General features: G+C 38.7%; 15 protein-coding genes and 2 pseudogenes. 9 read left to right on the forward strand and 8 right to left on the reverse strand.

The features are described from left to right. Positions 1-14 precede the first annotated feature (14 nt). The 5 genes from D5018_RS13030 to kdsB all read left to right on the forward strand — a co-directional run bounded on the left by D5018_RS13030 (position 15) and on the right by kdsB (position 3683). Positions 15-356, forward strand: coding sequence for an ArsC family reductase (locus tag D5018_RS13030; RefSeq protein WP_121839437.1), 342 nt, complete (start codon positions 15-17; stop codon positions 354-356). Then, positions 356-1486 (forward strand): succinyl-diaminopimelate desuccinylase, encoded by a 1131-nt coding sequence (gene dapE / locus D5018_RS13035; RefSeq protein ID WP_121839438.1) that lies wholly within the window; start codon positions 356-358, stop codon positions 1484-1486. The genes D5018_RS13030 and dapE overlap by 1 nt, the downstream gene beginning before the upstream one ends. Next, positions 1480-2160: a M15 family metallopeptidase gene (locus D5018_RS13040; protein WP_121839439.1), complete on the forward strand. Its 681-nt coding sequence runs from the start codon at positions 1480-1482 to the stop codon at positions 2158-2160. The genes dapE and D5018_RS13040 overlap by 7 nt, the downstream gene beginning before the upstream one ends. A 74-nt stretch (positions 2161-2234) precedes the next feature. Then, a complete protein-coding gene (gene can / locus D5018_RS13045; RefSeq protein ID WP_121839440.1) occupies positions 2235-2849 on the forward strand; it encodes a carbonate dehydratase in 615 nt (204 codons plus the stop codon). Positions 2850-2945: 96 nt separating this feature from the next. After that, positions 2946-3683: a 3-deoxy-manno-octulosonate cytidylyltransferase gene (kdsB, locus tag D5018_RS13050; protein ID WP_121839441.1), complete on the forward strand. Its 738-nt coding sequence runs from the start codon at positions 2946-2948 to the stop codon at positions 3681-3683. A gap of 45 nt (positions 3684-3728) precedes the next feature. Here kdsB and D5018_RS13055 read toward each other — a convergent pair whose 3' ends face one another. After that, positions 3729-4169, reverse strand: coding sequence for a hypothetical protein (locus D5018_RS13055; RefSeq protein WP_121839442.1), 441 nt, complete (start codon positions 4167-4169; stop codon positions 3729-3731). 290 nt (positions 4170-4459) lie between these two features. Between D5018_RS13055 and D5018_RS13060 the strand changes: the two genes are divergently transcribed. Next, complete coding sequence (locus tag D5018_RS13060) at positions 4460-5767, forward strand: patatin-like phospholipase family protein (RefSeq protein WP_121839443.1); 1308 nt, start codon at positions 4460-4462, stop codon at positions 5765-5767. A gap of 69 nt (positions 5768-5836) precedes the next feature. Next, a pseudogene (locus D5018_RS22135) lies at positions 5837-5977 on the forward strand (DUF2897 family protein); the annotation flags it as partial. 39 nt (positions 5978-6016) lie between these two features. Here the strand turns inward: D5018_RS22135 and D5018_RS13070 are convergent. The 4 genes from D5018_RS13070 to hrpA all read right to left on the reverse strand — a co-directional run bounded on the left by D5018_RS13070 (position 6017) and on the right by hrpA (position 13312). Next, entirely contained in the window at positions 6017-6643 is a 627-nt protein-coding gene (locus D5018_RS13070) for a YidC/Oxa1 family membrane protein insertase (RefSeq protein WP_121839444.1), read from the reverse strand. A gap of 83 nt (positions 6644-6726) precedes the next feature. Next, positions 6727-7953, reverse strand: coding sequence for a nucleoside recognition domain-containing protein (locus D5018_RS13075; protein ID WP_121839445.1), 1227 nt, complete (start codon positions 7951-7953; stop codon positions 6727-6729). Positions 7954-8304: 351 nt separating this feature from the next. Beyond that, positions 8305-9300: a DUF2608 domain-containing protein gene (locus D5018_RS13080; RefSeq protein WP_121839446.1), complete on the reverse strand. Its 996-nt coding sequence runs from the start codon at positions 9298-9300 to the stop codon at positions 8305-8307. 136 nt (positions 9301-9436) lie between these two features. Continuing rightward, positions 9437-13312, reverse strand: a complete 3876-nt coding sequence (gene hrpA / locus D5018_RS13085) for an ATP-dependent RNA helicase HrpA (protein WP_121839447.1) — start codon at positions 13310-13312, stop codon at positions 9437-9439. A 201-nt stretch (positions 13313-13513) separates the two neighbouring features. Here hrpA and D5018_RS13090 point away from each other — a divergent pair, with 201 nt between their 5' ends. Next, entirely contained in the window at positions 13514-15343 is a 1830-nt protein-coding gene (locus D5018_RS13090; protein WP_243637435.1) for an autotransporter assembly complex protein TamA, read from the forward strand. Then, positions 15340-19128: a translocation/assembly module TamB domain-containing protein gene (locus D5018_RS13095; RefSeq protein ID WP_121839448.1), complete on the forward strand. Its 3789-nt coding sequence runs from the start codon at positions 15340-15342 to the stop codon at positions 19126-19128. The genes D5018_RS13090 and D5018_RS13095 overlap by 4 nt, the downstream gene beginning before the upstream one ends. A gap of 49 nt (positions 19129-19177) precedes the next feature. Here D5018_RS13095 and rplY read toward each other — a convergent pair whose 3' ends face one another. From rplY to D5018_RS13110, 3 genes and pseudogenes are all read right to left on the reverse strand, one after another. Then, positions 19178-19465 (reverse strand): 50S ribosomal protein L25, encoded by a 288-nt coding sequence (rplY, locus tag D5018_RS13100; protein ID WP_121839449.1) that lies wholly within the window; start codon positions 19463-19465, stop codon positions 19178-19180. A 108-nt stretch (positions 19466-19573) separates the two neighbouring features. Beyond that, a pseudogene (locus D5018_RS13105) lies at positions 19574-20395 on the reverse strand (prolyl oligopeptidase family serine peptidase); the annotation flags it as partial. An 87-nt stretch (positions 20396-20482) separates the two neighbouring features. Beyond that, positions 20483-20722 (reverse strand): ATP-binding protein (locus tag D5018_RS13110; protein WP_165905062.1); only part of this gene is annotated, 240 nt, incomplete at its 5' end.

Consider the following 20722-nt stretch of genomic DNA (forward strand, 5'->3'; position numbering starts at 1 on the left):
GTTGTAAAAGCACAATGACTACTATTTTTGGAATTAAAAATTGCGACACGGTTCGTAAAGCTCGCAAATGGCTAGAAACTAACAATGTTGAGCACACATTTCATGATTTTAGAGAAGATGGTTTATCTGAAGAACAAGTTAAAAGATGGGTTCAAGCGCAAGGCTGGGAAGCGGTTCTCAATAAACGTAGTACAAGCTTTAGAAATTTAGATGAAAACGATAAAACAAACCTGACAGAAACTAAGGCCATCAGCTTAATGTTGGAACACCCTACTCTAATTAAGCGCCCTGTATTACAAACGTCAAATAGCATAACACTTGGATTTAAAGCAGACACCTATCAAGGGCTATTTTAATGACACATCCAGTTATTGAACTGACCCAAGAACTAATTCGTCGCCCTTCAATCACACCGCTCGATGAAGGTTGCCAGCCACTGATGGCTGAACGTCTTGCAAAACTGGGGTTCACCATCGAGACCATGGTATTTGAAGATACGACAAATATGTGGGCAAGACGTGGTACTGATGGTCCCGTTTTTTGCTTTGCCGGCCATACCGATGTTGTACCAGTAGGAAAAGAATCAGCTTGGGAGCATCCTCCCTTTTCTGCTGAGCTTATCGATGGCTATATTAATGGGCGCGGTGCAGCTGATATGAAAGGATCTTTAGCAGCAATGATCACTGCAACCGAGTCATTTATCGGTAATAACCCAGAACATAAAGGATCAATTGCGTTTCTAATCACCAGTGATGAGGAAGGACCATTTATAAACGGTACAACCCGAGTCATAGATACTCTTGAAGCAAGAAATGAGAAAATCACTTGGGCCTTAGTTGGTGAACCTTCTTCAACGGCTCAATTGGGCGACGTAGTTAAAAATGGTCGACGAGGAAGCCTTACGGGCAATCTAACCGTTCATGGTATACAAGGGCACGTTGCTTATCCTCATCTCGCTGAAAACCCCGTTCATACTTCTGCGCATGCTCTAGCTGAACTGAGTCACCAAGAGTGGGATAATGGCAATGACTTTTTCCCGCCAACCAGTTTTCAAATCGCCAACATAAATGGTGGTACTGGTGCGTCTAATGTGATCCCAGGATATTTGGATGTAATGTTCAATTTCCGTTATTCGACTGAAGTAACAGCTGAACAATTAATCGAAAAGACGGTAGCGATTTTTGAAAAACACCAACTGAATTATGATTTGAACTGGGTCTTTAACGGCTTACCGTTTTTGACGGATAAAGGAAAGTTAGTTGAAGCAACGCAAACTGCCATTAAGCAAGTAACAGGTAGAGACACTCAATTACTTACTACAGGCGGTACATCTGATGGACGCTTTATCGCCCCAACAGGTGCAGAAGTTATTGAGTTAGGTCCAGTAAATGCCACCATCCACAAGGTGAATGAATGCGTAAAAGCAGATGATCTAATACAATTGTCTGATTGCTATGAAGCCATTTTGGAAAATCTTTTATGCTAGAAAACCTTTCTATTCACCATCCATATCTTTATGGTTTACAGCAAGACCATTTAATAAATGTTGATGGAATATTATTAGAAAGTAAGACAGCAACCGCATTTGCCAAAATGGCAGATGCTGCTTCAAAAGATGGAATCAACATTTCAATTTGCTCAGGCTTCCGTAGTTTTACTCAACAGCTTAATATTTGGAATAGTAAAGCTGCTGGTAATCGATCAGTATTAGACATCAACTCGAAAATTATAAATATCACCAAGCTTACAGACGTACAGTTGATGCAAGCCATTCTTCTCTGGTCTGCCCTACCCGGAGCTTCACGCCATCATTGGGGAACTGATATCGATGTTTTTGATGCCAATCATATCAGCAAAGCAAAATTGAAACTTATTCCAGATGAATACATGGAACATGGTCCCTGCAATGATTTATATCAGTGGTTGATACAAAACGCGACGGATTTTGGATTTGAGCACCCTTTTCAAGCAGGGAAAAGTGGCGTTAGCCCAGAACCTTGGCATATCAGTTATCGCCCTGTATCAGATATCTACCTCGAACGGTTTGATATAAATGACTTTGAAATAGTCATATCAACAGCAGATATACATTTAAAAAATGATATTCTCAAACAGTTGAACCAATTAGTAGAGAATTACGTATACAGGATCGCATTTTGAATTGGCTAGACCACATTGCCTCTTTATCTTGATATAATTCCTACCAAATCACTCAACTATATAGTGGAACTACAATGAAATTATTAAAACCACTTTTTGACAACAACCGCCAATGGGCAGAACGAATTAAAGAAGAAGACCCTAGCTTCTTTGAGAAGCTTTCTAAGCAACAAACACCTGAATATTTATGGATTGGCTGTGCGGATAGTCGAGTGCCTTCAAACCAGATCATAGATGTTATGCCAGGTGAAGTTTTTGTACATCGTAATATTGCTAACCAAGTAATCCATACTGATATTAACTGCCTAGCTGTAATCCAATATGCCGTTGAAGTATTAAAAGTAAAGCACATCATGGTAGTAGGTCATTATGGTTGTGGCGGTGTGAAGGCCTCTATGCAAAACGAAGATCGTTTTGGGCTTATTGATCACTGGTTAGATCAAATCCGCAATGTCTATCGTAAACACGAAGCAGAACTTGCTGATTTAGATGAAGATGCGAAATTCAATCGTATGTGTGAGCTGAACGTCATTGAACAAGTTGCTAATGTTGCAAGTTCAACGATTGTTCAACATGCATGGAAAAATGGTCAAGATGTGGCTGTTCATGGCTGGATATATGGAATTAATAATGGCTTGCTCAATGACTTGGATGTCACAATAGATAGAAAGATGGCTGGGTTTGCATAACTTTACAGCAATCTAAAATTACAAATAAAAAATGAAAAGAATCAATCTGCTTCCAATGTTATTATTGAGGCAGATTTTTTGTTTTAAGGCTAAGTCATGAATTTTACCCTAATCATACCCGCTCGCTATGGCTCAACCCGCTTTCCAGGAAAGCCTCTTGCCTCTATTGCTGGCAAACCAATGATCCAACATGTATATGAGCGTGCCTCTTTAGCTAAAGGCTTAGCCAACATTGTTGTAGCAACTGACGACGAACGTATTCGGGCTGTAGTTGAGGGTTTTGGTGGTAAAGTCGTTATGACGAATCCAGATGCGGCTACGGGGACTGATCGAATCAACGAAGCAATTGCAAAACTAGGCCTACCAGATGATGAAATCATCATTAACTTACAAGGTGATCAACCATTGGTTGATCCAATATCAATAGAGCAATTAATCGCACTATTCAAAAAGCACCCGGGTGAATTTGAAATGGCTACCCTTGCCTATCAAATCACGAACTCAAAAGACATTGATGACCCAATGCAAGTGAAAGTTGTATTTGATAATCAACATCATGCTTTGTATTTCTCTCGATCACGTATTCCATTTGGTCGTGATACCCGAGATTATCCTGTGTATAAACACATTGGTATGTACGCTTATACCAGCCGCTTCATCCAAGAGTTTGCCACGCTACCACATGGTAATTTAGAACAATTGGAGAAACTTGAGCAGTTACGAGCTCTTGAGCATGGACACAAAATTAAAATCGCAATTAGTGCCTTTAACTCACAAGAAGTTGATACGCCTGAAGACGTGAAAAAGTGCGAAGCGAGACTTGCCGTAGATTAGTATTGCGCATTTGGTCACCTTTTCAGGTGACCAAACATAGTTATGTCATTTCCATGGTTTGCACCCAGAGTCAGTGCACTTTACCCCTACTTTATTTTTAACTCTGCCATTGAAAATGCTCTTTCCATTCTTCTTTACTTCCATTTTGATAAACCAACTTGTTTTTGGTCTTACTAAAGCACCTTTTTCGTTGGACTTAAATGCATCTTTATCAATGCCATATTTTGGCATTGAAACAGTTAATGAACTTGAGCTCTCATTATCAAATGGAATACAGAGTTTGGCGTCGGGAAAGGTAGCCTTGCAATAACTTGCTCCATTTTCATTTTCTTTAAGAGTGTAGTTATTTTCTTGGCCTGACTGGCTTTTGATAAAAGAGGATGATGGTTGGCTTGGTATAAGTTTAACCGCAGAAATTGTTGCAGCAAAAACTAAGGATGGAGAAAAAACTAAAGCAAGTAGGCTTAGCTTAGTGATGTTTTTCATAGCTAGTCTCTCATTAATAAAAATTACACGTCCTGTTTAACTCTCCTAATTTTATTTACTTTTCAGATAACTAAAATACACATCAAATAATGACATTAGACTAAAAAATACGCAAAAAAATAAGAATTACTATCGTACTAACTAACAAGCTGTAATTGTTATGTTTTTTCAGCATATAGCTAGTAGTTATCTAGTAGTTTAAATAAATCTAGCCTAAGGACTATTAGCCTATTTAAATTTTAGAAATTACAACGTTTAATGTAACCCTTTGCTTCTAAAAGGTTATCATTATGGCTCTTACACTACCCGTCTTAGCTAGAACTGCATTTCAACCTTTAGCAAGAGCATCACGATCAATCAATGCCACAACTTACAGTGTTAACTGCCACGAATACAAAATTAACGGTTTAGTTCCAAAACGGTCTTGCTTCCAGAGTGCAAAATATTTCGAACTTACAAGACCTTCGTTTATGGAAAACAATGAAGCACCTAACCCAACACCAATTTCTAAGAACAAATTAGCTTTTGATAGCTTAGTATTGAGTGGTGCTGGCGCAAAAGCGGCTGGCTTTGCAGGGTTACTTACTGAACTTGAATCAAATTGCGGCTTAAAATCAATAAAACACATGGTTGGCACTAGTGTTGGTAGTATTGTTTTATTCGCACTTTCATTAGGTCTACCTGTGCATACTATCCATCAATGGATGGCAACCTCTGGCGCAAAATTTGATGCTGAAGTTATGAAAAATAAATTAACCTGTATCGCTACCCATGCCTTTGAGCCATATCTTGACCCCATATCTGTATATTTACAGCAAAATCATGAACCACTGATAGACCAGCACGGGAATGAATTTGATGGAACAAATGGAACGGCTTGTTTAGCCAACCTAACCTTTAGACAGCATCAACTACTTGTTGATGCCTACACAAAAGCTAACGGCACTGAAATACTACCTAATAAACTTACTGCACTAACTATCATTGCAAGTCTAAACGGTAAATATGAAATAGAATTTTCAGCTGATAATACACCACAAATACCAATAATCACTGCGGCTATAGCTAGCTCTAGTATGCCGAGGTATATGCCCGCCGTTGAGCTATCAAGTTCAAAATTCAAATGGCTGCCTCCCGTAAAAATATCTAGCGCTATTAAAGTTGTTGATGGTGGCCTAACCAACAATACGCCTCATATCTATGCAAAAGGCGAGAAAAAGCTGGTTGTAACCCCTTTTGCCGAAAAAACACTAATACCACATGGTGAAACAGCCTTAAGCGCAATTTCTGAAGAACTTAAACTGGCTGTAACATCTTTAGTTTCTGGAATTAATACATCAAGAGTCATGCGACTAAATCGCTTTGATGCTCGTATGGGATTAAGCGACCCGAGTGTTAATTTATTCTTTTTAAAAGTGAATGTTTCGTTTAAAGATTTTAAAGGTGGTTTACAGCGATTCGATCAGCTAGCGAGTGATAGTGCAAAACAAACAAAACAATACCTAGCAAAGGTACGTAAGACTCATGCCCATAGGGAAACGAGGAATAAATCAATGAACAAGCGAGAATACATAAATCAAAAATATCACTTCAAATAAATCATGCTTGTAATGAATAATGATAACTTTTCTGTTACTTTATCCTCAGGGCAAATACAAAAATTCATTATGAGTACACTTGAGATTTGGTTGATTATATTGCTGGTAATTGGGGTAATTATGAGTAATTTGGCCGTATTAAAGTACAGCGCCAAGTTTAAAATGCCCCAATTTAAAAATGATTCTGCGCAGAATAAATCTAAAAAGAAACCTAAGGAAACACCAGAAAATTAATCTGGTGTATGTATTTTATGCAATTGCAGGTTTGTTTTTAAAAATAAACTTCGCAGCCATCGATTGAAGTAATGAAACAACCGAAGTCGTTCCCCAATAGAGGCCGACTGCAGAAGATACGTTTAGCAGGCTTATTAAACAAACCACACTTATGATTGCCATCATCAAGTAGTTTACGCTTTCTGCTGTTGACGGCATAAAGTACATCGATAAACCTGTAACAAATGCAATACCTACGCTTAATAAAACATCTGATTTAGCAATATCTGAGATCCACGCAAACCGCCCTGAAAGCAAAGCACCGTTAATCACTTGAAACATAAAAATTCCAACTACTCCTTGAATTACCATGTTGATTAAATTGCTTTTATTCATCACAGAAATGCCATTGGCTTTGTACAACTCCATTAAACATTGAGATTGTTTGACAGGATCAGTTTGATACTTATCCTTAAGTTGCTCAATTTCTGGTTTGATTTGCGCCATCTTCTGACTATTCGCAAAAGTTTGTTTAAGTGATGCAAAACCCAGAGGCAGTAGAATAAGCCTAACAGCCAAAGTACAAACAATGACTGCAATACCTGATGATAGTGTGAATTCAGATTGTATAAAGTTAAAAGCTGATTGAAATAACCAATCCATGTAAGCTCCGTTTATTTTGACATATTATGTCAAAATAAAGTAAGGGATTAAAACAATACTGTCAATATGGAAGCAATATATATTTAACCGTAAAACCAATAGCATACGCTAATGGCAGCCAAGACGCTGGCCAGATCAGCAGTTAGTCCACAAGTAATAGCATGGCGTCCATTACGAATACCAACAGAACCAAAGTAAACCGCTAATACATAAAAGGTCGTCTCAGAGCTACCTTGGATAATTGCCACCAAACGCCCAGCAAATGAATCAACACCTTCGTGCTGCATCGTTTCAAGCATCAAAGCTCTCGCACCACCACCGCTAAAGGGCTTCATTATCGCAGTAGGGAGAGCATCAACAAATCTAGTATCAAAGCCTAACCAACTCACTAGAATTGCAATGGCTTGCAAGGCAACCTCCAATGCTCCTGAAGCGCGTAATAATCCAATGGCAATCAACATAGCAAGGATGTACGGAATAAGCTGAATAGATTGTCCAAAACCTTCTTTAGCCCCTTCTATAAATTCATCGTACAAGGCTACTTTTCGATAGCCTGCAACAAGAATAAAACTGAAAATTAAACACAACAATATGCCGTTACCTAATACGGTAGAGATCTCACTTATTGCCGTCGCACTTAGGGTTGTCAAATACGCCACAATAGATAGTAAACCACCAACAAGCAGCGCAGCATACCCAAGCACGACAGTATTTAATAGAGAAATCCTTTGAGCAATGGAAACAGCCGTAAGCCCTGCTATAGTCGATGCGCTTGTTGCAATCAAAATAGGTAAAAACACATCCGCAGGATGAGCCGCTCCTTGTTGAGCTCGATATAGAAATACGGTTACTGGAATTAAGGTTACCGAGGAAGTGTTTAGTACTAAAAACAAAATTTGTGCATTCGAAGCAACTGTTTTAACAGGGTTAATGGACTGTAAATCCTGCATAGCTTTCAAGCCTAATGGGGTTGCTGCATTATCTAAACCAAGTGCATTAGCCGTAAGATTCATAGTGACACTGCCGTAAGCTGGATGCCCTCTTGGCACTTCTGGCATCAACTTAGCCAGTAATGGTTCGGTGTATTTTGAAATAAACCGCACCATTCCAGCTTTTTCTCCAACGCGCATTAGTCCCATCCACAGCGTTAACACGCCAACTAGACCAATTGCAATATCGGCAGATAATTTGGAACTTTCAAATAATGCAGCGACTGAATCACTGACTACTGAAGTATTTCCAAAAGCCACTTTGCCTAAAATGACTACAAAAGCAATGACAAAGAAATACCACCAAATACGATTAAGCACGATTAAATCCCGATAGCTATAATGAAAATGATAAAAACATTAGGGCGTGTTGATCCTTCGTGTTTATTTTTGCAGCGATAAATTGGTTATTTTATGCAAGGCGGAGTTTGTGAAGTGTGGTTGCTCCACATAAACAAACGATAACGCAGCAGAAATGACCAATTTACGCTGTCTTCGATGCTTTTGAGCACTTCCTGTTCTGTGTTGTGACCAGCTGACTTAGATGACTAAGCTTCACTTCTCACGCCTTGAACAGAAAAGTGCTCAAATAGCACAAAATTTAATCCTGAAAGATCAACACGCCCTAAGCTAAAGAGTATTTGAAAAACGATATTTGGGAAAGCTATTCCATTATTTTTTGTTTTGTCTATTACTAGCAGCTTCGTATTCCTTTAACTGTCTAAAAGGCCCTTTTAGATGTTCAAATAGTTCACTAGTCTTGGCAAGCTTGCTACACTCGCACAGACTCCACAACTGCGTATCGTCAAGCACTTTATATATTTTAACAAGGTTATCCACCATAGTCGGAATACCTTTTAAATATTGAACCGTGGTCGCTCTACTGCCAAACTCACGTTTAATACTCACCAAGTTCTCAGAATCATTATCGATAAAAACAATTGTAGATTTTATTGGATTAATGCCGTTTTCTTTAAGGCATTTTGAGAGCAATTCGCCTTTATTTTCACTCTCAAAGAAGACTCTACCTCTCATGAATTTAAAGGATTTTGTTGGAAAACCGCCTTCTATGCATGCTAACTTACTTTCTACTTTTGAGTTATCGGTATGGGTGATAATACAAAGTTTTGCAAATGGGAATTGCTTTTGCAGTTGCTCTAGCTCTTCTCTACACCTAGTTTCAATGAGCTTAAAACCACCGTTTACCTGATCTTCTTGAATCAGCATATCATCCAAATCAAAACCAATAATGACATCACCATCCAATGGATCTAATTTTTTTATTAAAGGAACGAGCTCACATAAATTAAATATTTGATGTTCAACACCATCAGGTAATCCTTCAGGAATAGTGATTTGATGTAACGGGTTAATGAGCTTAGCTTGTTTACTGCAGTCAATCGTAAAATCAACTCCGCACCTTTTACCTAGTCGAGTTTGTGATTCATTCGTCTGCTTCTGTTCACCTTGTTTGACTAGAGGCGCAGTCTTTTTCTCTCCTTGATGCCATTCTCCCAACCCAGCACAATCACCACTACAATCATTGCTTACTGATAGGCTGACCGAATAAGGATTTGGTTGAAAATTAAAGATTAACTCTTGCACTGCATGACTTGTTACAGGGGAAGCAAATATGGGTGAGTTATGTGGTGATACTTCAACAGCCATGGTGACCTAATAAAAAGCCTAAACATCTTATGAATAATATCACCTGCACATAACCTAACCGTATGGTAGCCATTAAGCTTTGTTAATCAGTTGGTCAATATTTAATAGGCAGAAAATATTTAACCCATTCTGAATATCAAACTTTTTCTAGCTGTACCATAATTCGTTTTTCAGATATTGGATACTTAGTACCTAAAACCTGCGCAAAACAAGAAACGCGATACTCTTCTATCATCCATTTAGCTTCTTCAAGCTCTACGGGGATTGCTGCTAACTTTGGTAATTTAGCAATTTTAGCTTCGAGAATTTTTTCACAATTGTTAATTGAATGCATTTGTAAACGATCACGATTGGGATCGACAGGTAACTTTTCTAAACGGTTCTCAATAGATTTCAAATAACGCAAAATATCCGGTAATCTCTCCCAACCAGAAACTTCTACAAACCCTTTAAATACAAGGCGATCTAAATGCGCTTGAATGTCACTCATTGCAAAGGCAATATCTAAACTAATTTTGCCTTTTAGACGTTTTTTAATTTTTTGATGAATAGTTAAAATTTCTTCTGTTTTAAGGGCAATCTTCTCAGCTGTCTCATTAAGCTCTTGCCTCACCCAATCCCTAGCCTTATCGAAGTCATCCGCATTTCTTACATCAAGTTGTTTTTCATCCAGTAATTGCTGTACTGAAGCTGCAATAATGTCATCTATCAATATTTGTACTTGGCCAAAGGGGTTAAAGTACATGGAAAGTTTGGCTTTGTTAGGTAATTTTTGTTGCAAATGTTTCACAGGAGACGGAATATTCAAAAGAAGAAGCCTTCTTAATCCCTTTTTCTGTTGAATATCAGCTTGATTTTCATTATCAAATAATTTGATAGCTACTGAATCTTTATTATCAATCAACGCCGGAAAAGCTTTCACTTCAAAGCTACCTTTGTGCTGCTGATATTGCTTTGGCAAATCACCAAAGTTCCACTCAGTTAGCTTGTCTTTTTCTATACCTGAATCAGCTACTTTGCGAATAGCTTGCTTAACCTTACCTTGAAGCGCTGCTTGTAACTCTAATAAATCACGACCTTGAGCGACTAACTTGCCTCTATCATCTTCAACTTTAAAGTTAACAACTAAGTGCTTTTCAAGCTGGTTAAGATCAAAATCTTCTTCTGATAGACGAACACCGCTCATGCGCAGCAATTGTTTATTGAGTGCCTCTATAAACGATACTTCGAATGGCTTCATCGCTTCGACACACGCTTTTGCGTATTCTGGTGCAGGTACGAAGTTACGTCGAAGTGTCTTAGGTAATGATTTAATTAATGCTACGCATTTTTCATATCGTAAGCCAGCCACCAGCCAATCAAAACCTTGATCTTCAATTTGGTTCAGCAAAGCAATTGGAATATGAATGGACACCCCATCATCTTCATTCCCCGGTTTAAATTGATAACTAATAGGTAAAGTTAAATTTCCTTGATGCCAAGTATCAGGAAAATCAAGTTGTGACACATGCCCTGCGTCACGCTTGAACAACATTTCTGGATCAAAATGTAATAGTTTAGGCTCATTACGCTTGGCTTTATTCCACCATTTGAACAAAGTGGCAGAGCTATAAATGTTGTCTGGTAAACGCTCTTGATAAAAATCCACCAGCACTTGCTCATCAACCAGAATGTCTTTACGACGAGACTTATGTTCAAGCGCTTCCACTTCTTCTAACAGTTTGCAGTTATGAATATAAAAAGGCTCTTTGGTTCGCAGTTCACCTTCTGCAAGCGCGCTGCGGATAAAAATTTCGCGAGATTCGACTGGATCAATTTTACCGTATTGGACTTTCCGCTTATGAACAGTGGTTAAGCCATAAAGCACTTGGTTTTCAAATGCCACGACACTGCCCTGCTTTGCTTCAAAATGAGGCTCATTGTAATTTCGTTTGATGAGGTGTCCTGCGAGTGGCTCTATCCATTCAGGATTGATTTTAGCGCAGCTGCGAGCGAACAAGCGCGATGTTTCTGTAAGTTCAGCCGCCATGATCCACTTAGGTCCTTTCTTCGCCAATGGAGAACCTGGGAATACGAAAAACTTTCGATTTCGGGCGCCTAAATATTCATTGTTGTTATCTTTAAAACCAATATGACTCAACAAGCCAGACAAGATTGCCTGATGAATGCTGTCATAATCAGACTCTTCGCCTTTTAGCTTCCATTTAAGGTCGTGAACCGCTTGTCTTAATTGCGAGTATAAATCCTGCCACTCTCGAATACGCAAATAAGCTAAGAACTCTTGTTTACATTTTTTTCTGAATTGGCTGGCTGACAACTCTTTTTGTTGAGTTTGTATGTGATCCCATAAATTTAACCAAGCTACGAAATCAGAGTCTTTGTCTTTATATTTACTGTGGGCTTCATCAGCTGCTTGTTGTTTCTCTAACGGACGCTCTCTTGGATCTTGAATCGATAAACCGGCTGCAACCACCATCACTTGTTGTAAACAGCCGAGTTTATTTGCCTCTATCACCATTCTTGCCAATCTAGGATCAACTGGGATCTGAGCCAACTGGAGGCCAAGTTGCGTAAGTTGCAAACCTTTTTTACCTTTACTAACCGCAGTTAGTTCCTCAAGTAATAAAAAGCCGTCTTTGATATGCCTCGATTCTGGTGGTTGAATAAATGGGAAACCTTCAATGTCACCTAAACCGATAGCTAACATTTGTAGAATAACGGAAGCCAAGTTCGTTCTTAGGATTTCAGGATCCGTAAACTCTGGACGACTTATAAAATCATCTTCATCATACAAACGAATACAAATACCAGGCCCTACACGACCACAACGGCCTTGACGTTGATTAGCACTGGCTTGTGATACGGGTTCAATCGGTAATCGCTGTACTTTAGTACGATAGCTATAGCGGCTAATTCGAGCTGTACCGGGATCAATCACGTATCGAATACCCGGAACAGTTAACGATGTTTCGGCAACGTTAGTAGCCAGTACGATACGTCGACCAACATGAGATTTAAAAACTTTTGATTGCTCACCATAAGACAGACGAGCGTAGAGAGGCAAAACTTCGGTATCGCGATAATTTTGTTTATTAAGCTGTTCAGCAGTATCACGAATTTCGCGCTCACCATTCATGAAGATCAGAATATCCCCAAGACCTTCATCCATTAACTCTTCTACCGCAGAGAAAATACCATCGATAAGATCTAGTGATTGCCCTTCTTCTCTTACTAACGGACGATATCGGGTTTCAACAGGGAATGTTCTACCAGACACTTCAATCACAGGCGCATTATTGAAGTGCTTAGAGAAGCGATCGACATCAATGGTTGCCGAAGTAATAATGACTTTTAAATCTTTACGCTTTTTAAGGATTTCTTTTAGGTAGCCTAAGATGAAGTCAATATTCAAACTACGCTCGTGGGCTTCATCAATGATCAAAGTGTCGTATTGACTTAAATATCGATCTGAAGCTAATTCAGCCAGCAGAATACCGTCTGTCATTAATTTGATGTAACTGGTGTCTTTAATCGCATCGGCAAAACGGACTTTAAAACCTACGGTTTCACCCAACGGAGAATTGATTTCCTCTGCAATGCGCGTAGCAACAGATCGAGCGGCTAATCGCCTTGGCTGAGTATGACCAATTAAACCACGACTTCCCAAACCTAGCTCTAAACAAATTTTTGGTAACTGAGTGGTTTTCCCTGAGCCCGTTTCACCTGCAACAATCACCACTTGGTTTTCAGCAATGGCTTTAGCAATTTCACCTTTCTTTTGTGAAACAGGTAGCGCTTCTGGATAGGTCACCTTTGGTCGATTTTGATATCGAAGCTCAGCTTTTTCTTTAGCTTCTAATGCTTTTTGTTTTAGCCCTTCTAATTCTTGCTCTTTTTCAGATGAGTGAGCTTGTTTATTTAAACGAAACAAACGCCGACGGATTTTTGCCGTATCTTGAAGAAATCCTTGATTCAAAAACTCATGAGAAAGAGGGTTAACCGTCGAAGTCACTTTATAAGCCTACATCTAAAAACAAAGCATAAGATCGTATCAGCATATTAAGACTAAAAAAAGCGGTTAAGAATAATAGCTGAAGTATGTCTTGCTACACTATACAGAATTTGCCTTTTTCCTTGCATGGTGACCGATTCCTGACCACAATGAACCTATGCAAAAATATCTAGGCTCGCCCTACAAACCCAAAAGACATAATTGAAAAAGCACAACGCCTCTACCTCATTAATTCTGTTAGCTTTAATCGCTTTTTCTGCATCAGGAAAAGGGAATAAGCTCATTGATGTTGAAATAAAAGGTGTAAATGAGTCATTGACCAAAAACATAGAGGCTCATCTCGGTCCACTTCCGACTTCAAAAGCCTTACGCCGCGCTTTTATTTTTAATGCAGAAAGCAAAATACGTGAAGCAATGGAATCTCGTGGTTATTACCGCTCACAAATAGAAACAGAATTAACCAAGGGAATATGGCAATTTCAAATCAATGTCGAGCCAGGTAAAGCTACCATTATAACCAATATTGATATTCACATTGACGGTGAAATGAGTAATGACCCTGATTACCTACAATGGCGTTCTGAACTCAAATTAAAAGCTGGTCAACAGCTTAATCACGGCACTTATGAGGATATAAAGTCCTCCCTTGCAGCATTAGCAATAGATAATGGCTATTTTGATGCAGCCTATACGAAGTCAGAAATTTTAGTAAATCGCGGCTCTAATACAGCACGTATCACTTTGAACTTAGAATCAGGTAAGCGTTATATATTTGGCGATATTAGTTTTACTGGGCAAACCCTTAATGATAATGTGCTACAAAAGCTGATTCCCTTTCAAACAGGTACTCTATATTCTAGCCATTGGCTCTCCAAGTTTAATAAGGAGTTAAGTACTACTGGATATTTTTCCAGTATCAAAGTTTTACCCCAATTGCACCATTCAACAAACCATAAAATCCCTTTAAAAGTCGAGCTAGCTAATAAAGATAGGAACATTGTTGAACTTGGTTTAGGAGCTGACATTGGCACATCTAGTGAGAGAGATATCGATCCAAGGGTTCGAGTTGCTTGGGAAATGCCTCAAATTAACAAGTATGGGCACTCCCAAAGAACCATTGTGGAATGGTCACCAGAACGCCCCAAGTTCCTAACGACTTATAAAATACCTTTGACTCACCCGATTAATGACCAATTACAACTTCAGCTAGGATTGCAACAAGATAAGTATGGAGTGACACAAGACTTTGATCCCAATAACCAAAGGTTTGAAACCAAAAATAAACTTGAAGCAACCCAATATTTGTTGGGCATTGGTCGGCAACAACAATTTAAAAATGATTGGATTTTAAACTATTCGATACAAGCCACTAGGAGTAAATATACTCAAGAAAATATCACATATAACCCTAAGTTTATATTGCTGAATATCGCGTTAACTAGAGCGGTTAAAGATATGGTTAACCCGCTAGATCCACAATTTGGTTTTAGGCAGTCGTATCGTGTTGAGCAAGCGAGTACAGCTTTAGGTTCAAGTATCAACTTAACGCGATTACAAGCTCAGTTTAAATGGATTTTTACACCTTGGGATAGGCACAGGTTTGTATCAAGGCTGGATTTAGGGCTTAATATCGCTAAAAGCGCTGATTTACCAGAGATAGCCCCTTCATTACGATATTTTGCTGGTGGTGATCAAAGTATCAGAGGTTATGGGTATCAAGAACTAGGACCATTTATTGATTACACTGACAGTACTGGCCGTCACAGACAAGTTGTAGGTGGGCGATACTTAGCAGTTGGTAGCGCTGAATACCAATACTATGTCACCCCTAGCTGGCGTCTAGCCACCTTTGTTGATGCTGGTAATGCTCTTGATACTAGTCAGTTAAAACCGATTGTTTCTGCTGGTTCGGGCTTACACTGGATTTCTCCAATAGGACCAATTCGCTTGGATTTAGCGACTGGGTTAAATCACACCAACACTGTTCCAAGATCTTGGCGAATACATCTAACCATGGGAGCCGAGCTATGAACTGGAAACTTGTTCGACATTTCTGCCGTGGTTTGATTTACATACCATTAGCGGTATTCATAGTGATTGCTTTATTGGTTGGCACTCCAGTTGGCAGCCAAATCACTGTATCGGCATTGAACATATTAATTCCGCAACTTAAAGTCAGTTATCAAAGTGGCACTTTAAATAAGACCCTACATTTGAAAAATTTCGGGTGGAATAACAGTGGTGTTTCTATCGCCTCTCAAGAGATTGCACTGACATGGCAACCTCACTGTTTAGTACAGCAGCGACTTTGTATCACCGACATTAAAGCGACTAAGACACTTATAAAACTTGCTACAGAGAACAATTCAAATAAGCAAGAAGCCTTAAATACACATCATACAACTGAAAAAAGCACTAATGAATTTCAGCTTCCTTTCGGGATCATAGCTCAAAACGCACATTTTCAAGACATTAGTGTTTTTCTTGATGAGCAAAAATATGCTAGTAGCAATTTGGAGTTTTCGGCTCAATGGTTAACTTCAGGTTTGATAATTAACCAGTTAAGCTCTACTCAATTCTCTATATCTGGTGTCTGGCCAAAATCCAAACCAACGACGTCAACTACACCTCATCACCAAAATCACAATCAACCGATAAGACTTCCACAGGTAACTCTGCCCTTTCAATTGACTGTTCATAATTCCAAGTTGCTTAACTCTCAACTTGAGCTTGATGGCAGCCTTGTTAAGTTTAAACAAATCATGCTTGATGGCGTTTGGCGAGGAAGTCAATTAAGACTTAAAAAAGCGCAATTATCCCATAGTAATATAATTACAGATTTGAATGGCGAGGTAAATTTTTCAGGAAACTATCCACTGAATATTAAACTGTTGTTGAAAATCGATAACCGTAAAAACAAACTCAACACATCGCTCCCTTGGTTACACTATGTCGAAAATATGGAGCATCAGTTGGTAACAGGTGACCTATCAAATAATTTATCAAGTTTGCAATATTCGCTATTGTTAAATGGTGACATAACGGCAAAAATTTCAGGCGCAGCAGCTATTATTAAGCCAAACATACCGTTTTCAACTAACATCAAACAATTAGAAGGCAAATGGAAGTTAGAGCAAGGTTTGGTTTATGCAAGTAAAACTCAACTTACAGCAACTGGTGATCTAGACTCTGTAAATTTAAAGGCTAAAGGACATTTTAAAACTCCATTTATACCTCAAGTTGACCTTAATGTTGCGGGGAAAATCTCTGATACAGAAACCCAGATAAAACGACTCATTATTAAATCCAGTTCGGGCAATATTAACGCAACGGGTGTGTTTGCATGGAAAGATCAATATTTGTGGGATTTAAACACTAATTTTGAGCATTTTCGGCTTAAAATGTTTGGTCAAAAGTTTAGTGAAAAAATCCCAGAAATTGCTTTAAACGGTCGGCTTATATCTAAAGGAAAAATTAATACTAATCACTGGCAAATTGGAATTAAAGATAGCAATCTAACAGGCTCATACAACTCTTCTCCGCTTCTTGTTAAAGGAAGTCTTGAATTAAATTCTAACTATAACTTAAACAGCCAAGGCTTCATTGCTAAGTTTATGGGAAATGAACTTCAACTTGCTCGACATGACGACAGTGAACTTCAGGGTAAACTTATAATTCAAGAATTATCGACTTTAGTCCCGCCCCTAAGCGGAAGTATCAGTTCTGATTTTATTTCCTATCCACAAAAGCCAGCTAAATTTGATTTCAAGCTAATTGGTCATGCTCTTAAATATAAAGACTATCAACTTGAAACAATAAAAAGTTCAGGAAATTACTTTCCACTAAAAAACCACTATACAGATAGCCTGACACAGATTACCAATCTAAGTATCTACAAACAGAAATTACGTTTTCTGCAAGTGAAATCACAAGCAAATCTTACACAACAATCATCTGAAGTCACAATTCACAGCAAACTTAACGCCCATTTAAAACTAAACTCAAAAAAGACTAATACGGGTTGGTCAATCAATTTGCCACGCTTTGATGTCTTTACCAAACACACAATGTGGCAACTAAATAGGACCATCAATGCCAATTGGAGTAATACTCAAAAAATTGGCACCCTCAACCCTTTTTGTTTACTCCATAATGGAGAAGGCTTGTGTTTAAACAATGAAGCGAAAATAGGAACGTTTGGGAATGCGGAGTTTAGTTTTAATGGTGAGCTGAAAGAGCTAACCAAACCTTATTTACCTAAACACCTAGAGTTAGTAGGAAAGGCCCGTATAACCACAAAGCTAGAGTGGCAAAAAGGACAAAAACCTAGCGGCAACCTCTTTTTACAAATGCCATCGGGAACAATTCGTCTTTTTGCTCAGAAAAATGAACCAAAAGATTTTAGCTTTCAATCGTTTTCTCTTTTCGGGGATCTCAGCCATAAATGGCTTTCGATCAAATCAAATTTCAAATCTCAAAACTTGGCACATTTAAATGCTGAGTTAAATGTAGGTGTTGAACCAGAACATCCTCTTAATGGCATACTTGATATAAAAAATATTAATTTTGCCCCCATTACTGAATTTTTTCCTGCTTTCCGGACACTCAATGGTAATTTATCGAGCAAGCTCAAAATTTTTGGCACACTTAAAAAACCCTTATTAGATGGTGGGGTTTCCATTAAAAATGCTGAGCTTGTTTTAGCAAACAACCCTACACGCATTCACGCATTAAATGCGGATCTAGTTGTTAAAGATCAAAACGTAAATATTTCGAGTAAATGGAATATGGATGAAGGCAATGCTGCGTTAACAGGTACATTAAATTGGAAAGCTCAAAAGCTATTTGGAAAATTAACTCTAAAAGGAAACGGCCTTAGTGTCATCAAGCCGCCTTGGGCTATATTAACAGTAAACCCAGATATGCATATTGATATAGATGGAACCCAAGTTACATTCACAGGGAAAGTTAGTGTACCTGACGGAACCATAACTATCACACCTTTACCAAAGGAAGGCACACCACTATCGGATGATGTTGTCTTCGTAAATCAAAAACAAAAAAATCTAAACTCAAGGTTAGTAAAGCTTGTTACTAACCTAGATATTAATGTTAGTGATAAGGTAGCAATAAAAGGAATGGGGTTAGCTGCAAACTTGGGCGGCAAAATTAGTTTACGTCAAAAACAACAAGAGACCCCTTTGCTGTTTGGCTCTATTAAAGTCTTAAATGGGAGTTACCGATTTTTAGGACAAACTTTAAATATAACTGACGGGAATCTTGAGTTCATTGGCCCTCCAACCAATCCAAACATTAATATTATCGCAGTCAAAAGCATTCAAGATGAAGATCTAACTGTCGGTGTGAAGATAACAGGCCCAGCTCTAAAACCGAATGTACAACTATTCTCTAATCCAGTAAAAGAGCAAGCCGAAATTGTGTCGTATCTATTTCAAGGCCATAGCTTTTTCAATGATGACGGCGACAATTCAAATAACAGCTTACTGCTAAGCGCTGCACTCACGATAGGAAAACAAGCTGGAAACAACCCTATCAGCTCCATCAGTAACTCAGCTGAAAGTGTATTGAATAAGATAGGTCTTAAAAACGTACAACTCAATGCTAATGATGAAGGTAAAGTAGCAGTTAGTGGCTATATTGGTGATCGGTTATTAGTAAAATACGGTTATGGAGTCTTTAACCCTGGCTATGAGTTAAGTTTACGCTTTTATCTATTGTCACAACTCTATTTAGAAACAGTATCCAGCGCCGTTGGACAATCGCTTGATATTTATTATAGATTTAGCTTCAATTGAGACAAAAAAAGCGCCATCAGGCGCTTTTTTATTCAACCAAATAAACGCATTAAGCGTATACGAAGTCGATGTGCTCAACCATAGGCTTGAACGCGTGGCGTTGCATAGCTTGAGCGCGAACTTTAACTTCTTTACCGTCTACAACAACAGTTAGGTCAGTTGTATAGAAATCATCATTTAGTTGAATGTTGATGATATCTTTGTGGTTAAGAACGATTGACATAGGCTCTTTACCTTTGCCATATACAACTGCAGGAAGTTTACCAGCACGACGTAGGCGGCGGCTCGAACCTTTCCCCACTTCAGTGCGGATTTCAGCATTAAAAGTGTAAGACATATCTTTCTCACTTATATAATTCGTTAAAATAAAAAGCCAGAACCTCGACCAGTCCTGACTCATGAAAAGCTCGCGGAGTTTACCACGAAATTTTTATATCAACAAGTTTTAACGTAATTGCTGCATTAAATAAGCATAAGTTAGCGCCTTAAGTTCTGCTGCTTGGTTATTATCTGCAGCTCCGGCATGACCACCTTCAATGTTTTCATAATAGAGAACATCAAAACCCATGTCTTCCATTTTAGCTACCATCTTACGAGCATGTGCTGGGTGTACACGGTCATCACGAGTTGAAGTAGTAAAGAAAACCTTTGGATATTGCTTATCTTTACTTAAATTATGATAAGGAGAGTACGTTTTTATATAGTCCCATTCGGCAGCTACATCAGGATTTCCGTACTCACCCATCCAACTTGCACCTGCAAGTAACTTATTAAAACGCTTCATATCTAATAAAGGCACTTGGCAAACAACAGCGTTATAAAGATCAGGACGCCGAGTAAAAGCCGCACCTACTAATAAACCGCCGTTACTACCACCTTGAATGCCTAAATGGCGACTGGATGTAATGTTACGTGCAATTAAGTCTTCTGCGACTGCTTCAAAATCTTCATAAGCTTTATGGCGTTTATTCTTCAATGCAGCTTGGTGCCATGCTGGACCATACTCACCACCACCACGAATATTAGCTAATACATAAACACCGCCCTGCTCTAGCCAGTTTTTACCCGTTAAAGCAGAATAAGATGGTCGAAGCGAAATCTCAAAACCACCATAGCCGTATAGTAGAGTTGGGTTTTTGCCATCTAACTTTATATTTTTAGCCATTACTACAAAATAAGGTACTTTAGTGCCATCTTTCGACGTTGCAAAAAACTGCTTGCTCTCGAATTTATCAGCGGCAAATTGTTGCGGCATTCCTTTTAACTTTGAATATTTGCGTTTTTCGGTTTATCCGATCAGTCGTTTCGGAGTTATCCGATCACCTAAAATCCCTTTTTTCTCTTAACCTTATTTTTACCTCAAGTGATCGGATTGATCCAGTTTTCTCATAGATTCACCCTCTAATTCTATTCGGTGGCTGTTATGTACCAGCCTATCTAAAATGGCATCTGCTACAGTGGCATTGGTAATCATTTTGAACCACTCTTTCACTGGTAGTTGGCTGATAACGATGGTGCTGCTTTGCTGGTACCTGTCTTCAAGCACTTCAAGTAAATGCCCTGATTGAGCCTGGTTAAGCTTCTCAAGTCCCCA

It is taken from the genome of Parashewanella curva (assembly GCF_003675895.1).
GTDB lineage: Bacteria > Pseudomonadota > Gammaproteobacteria > Enterobacterales > Shewanellaceae > Parashewanella > Parashewanella curva.

What these genes read in the sequence shown, in the direction of transcription:
- D5018_RS13030 (WP_121839437.1), top strand. Translation starts at nt 15, where the DNA reads ATGACTACTATTTTTGGAATTAAAAATTGCGACACGGTTCGTAAAGCT.
- dapE (WP_121839438.1), top strand. Translation starts at nt 356, where the DNA reads ATGACACATCCAGTTATTGAACTGACCCAAGAACTAATTCGTCGCCCT.
- D5018_RS13040 (WP_121839439.1), top strand. Translation starts at nt 1,480, where the DNA reads ATGCTAGAAAACCTTTCTATTCACCATCCATATCTTTATGGTTTACAG.
- can (WP_121839440.1), top strand. Translation starts at nt 2,235, where the DNA reads ATGAAATTATTAAAACCACTTTTTGACAACAACCGCCAATGGGCAGAA.
- kdsB (WP_121839441.1), top strand. Translation starts at nt 2,946, where the DNA reads ATGAATTTTACCCTAATCATACCCGCTCGCTATGGCTCAACCCGCTTT.
- D5018_RS13055 (WP_121839442.1), bottom strand. Translation starts at nt 4,169, where the DNA reads ATGAAAAACATCACTAAGCTAAGCCTACTTGCTTTAGTTTTTTCTCCA.
- D5018_RS13060 (WP_121839443.1), top strand. Translation starts at nt 4,460, where the DNA reads ATGGCTCTTACACTACCCGTCTTAGCTAGAACTGCATTTCAACCTTTA.
- D5018_RS13070 (WP_121839444.1), bottom strand. Translation starts at nt 6,643, where the DNA reads ATGGATTGGTTATTTCAATCAGCTTTTAACTTTATACAATCTGAATTC.
- D5018_RS13080 (WP_121839446.1), bottom strand. Translation starts at nt 9,300, where the DNA reads ATGGCTGTTGAAGTATCACCACATAACTCACCCATATTTGCTTCCCCT.
- D5018_RS13095 (WP_121839448.1), top strand. Translation starts at nt 15,340, where the DNA reads ATGAACTGGAAACTTGTTCGACATTTCTGCCGTGGTTTGATTTACATA.
- rplY (WP_121839449.1), bottom strand. Translation starts at nt 19,465, where the DNA reads ATGTCTTACACTTTTAATGCTGAAATCCGCACTGAAGTGGGGAAAGGT.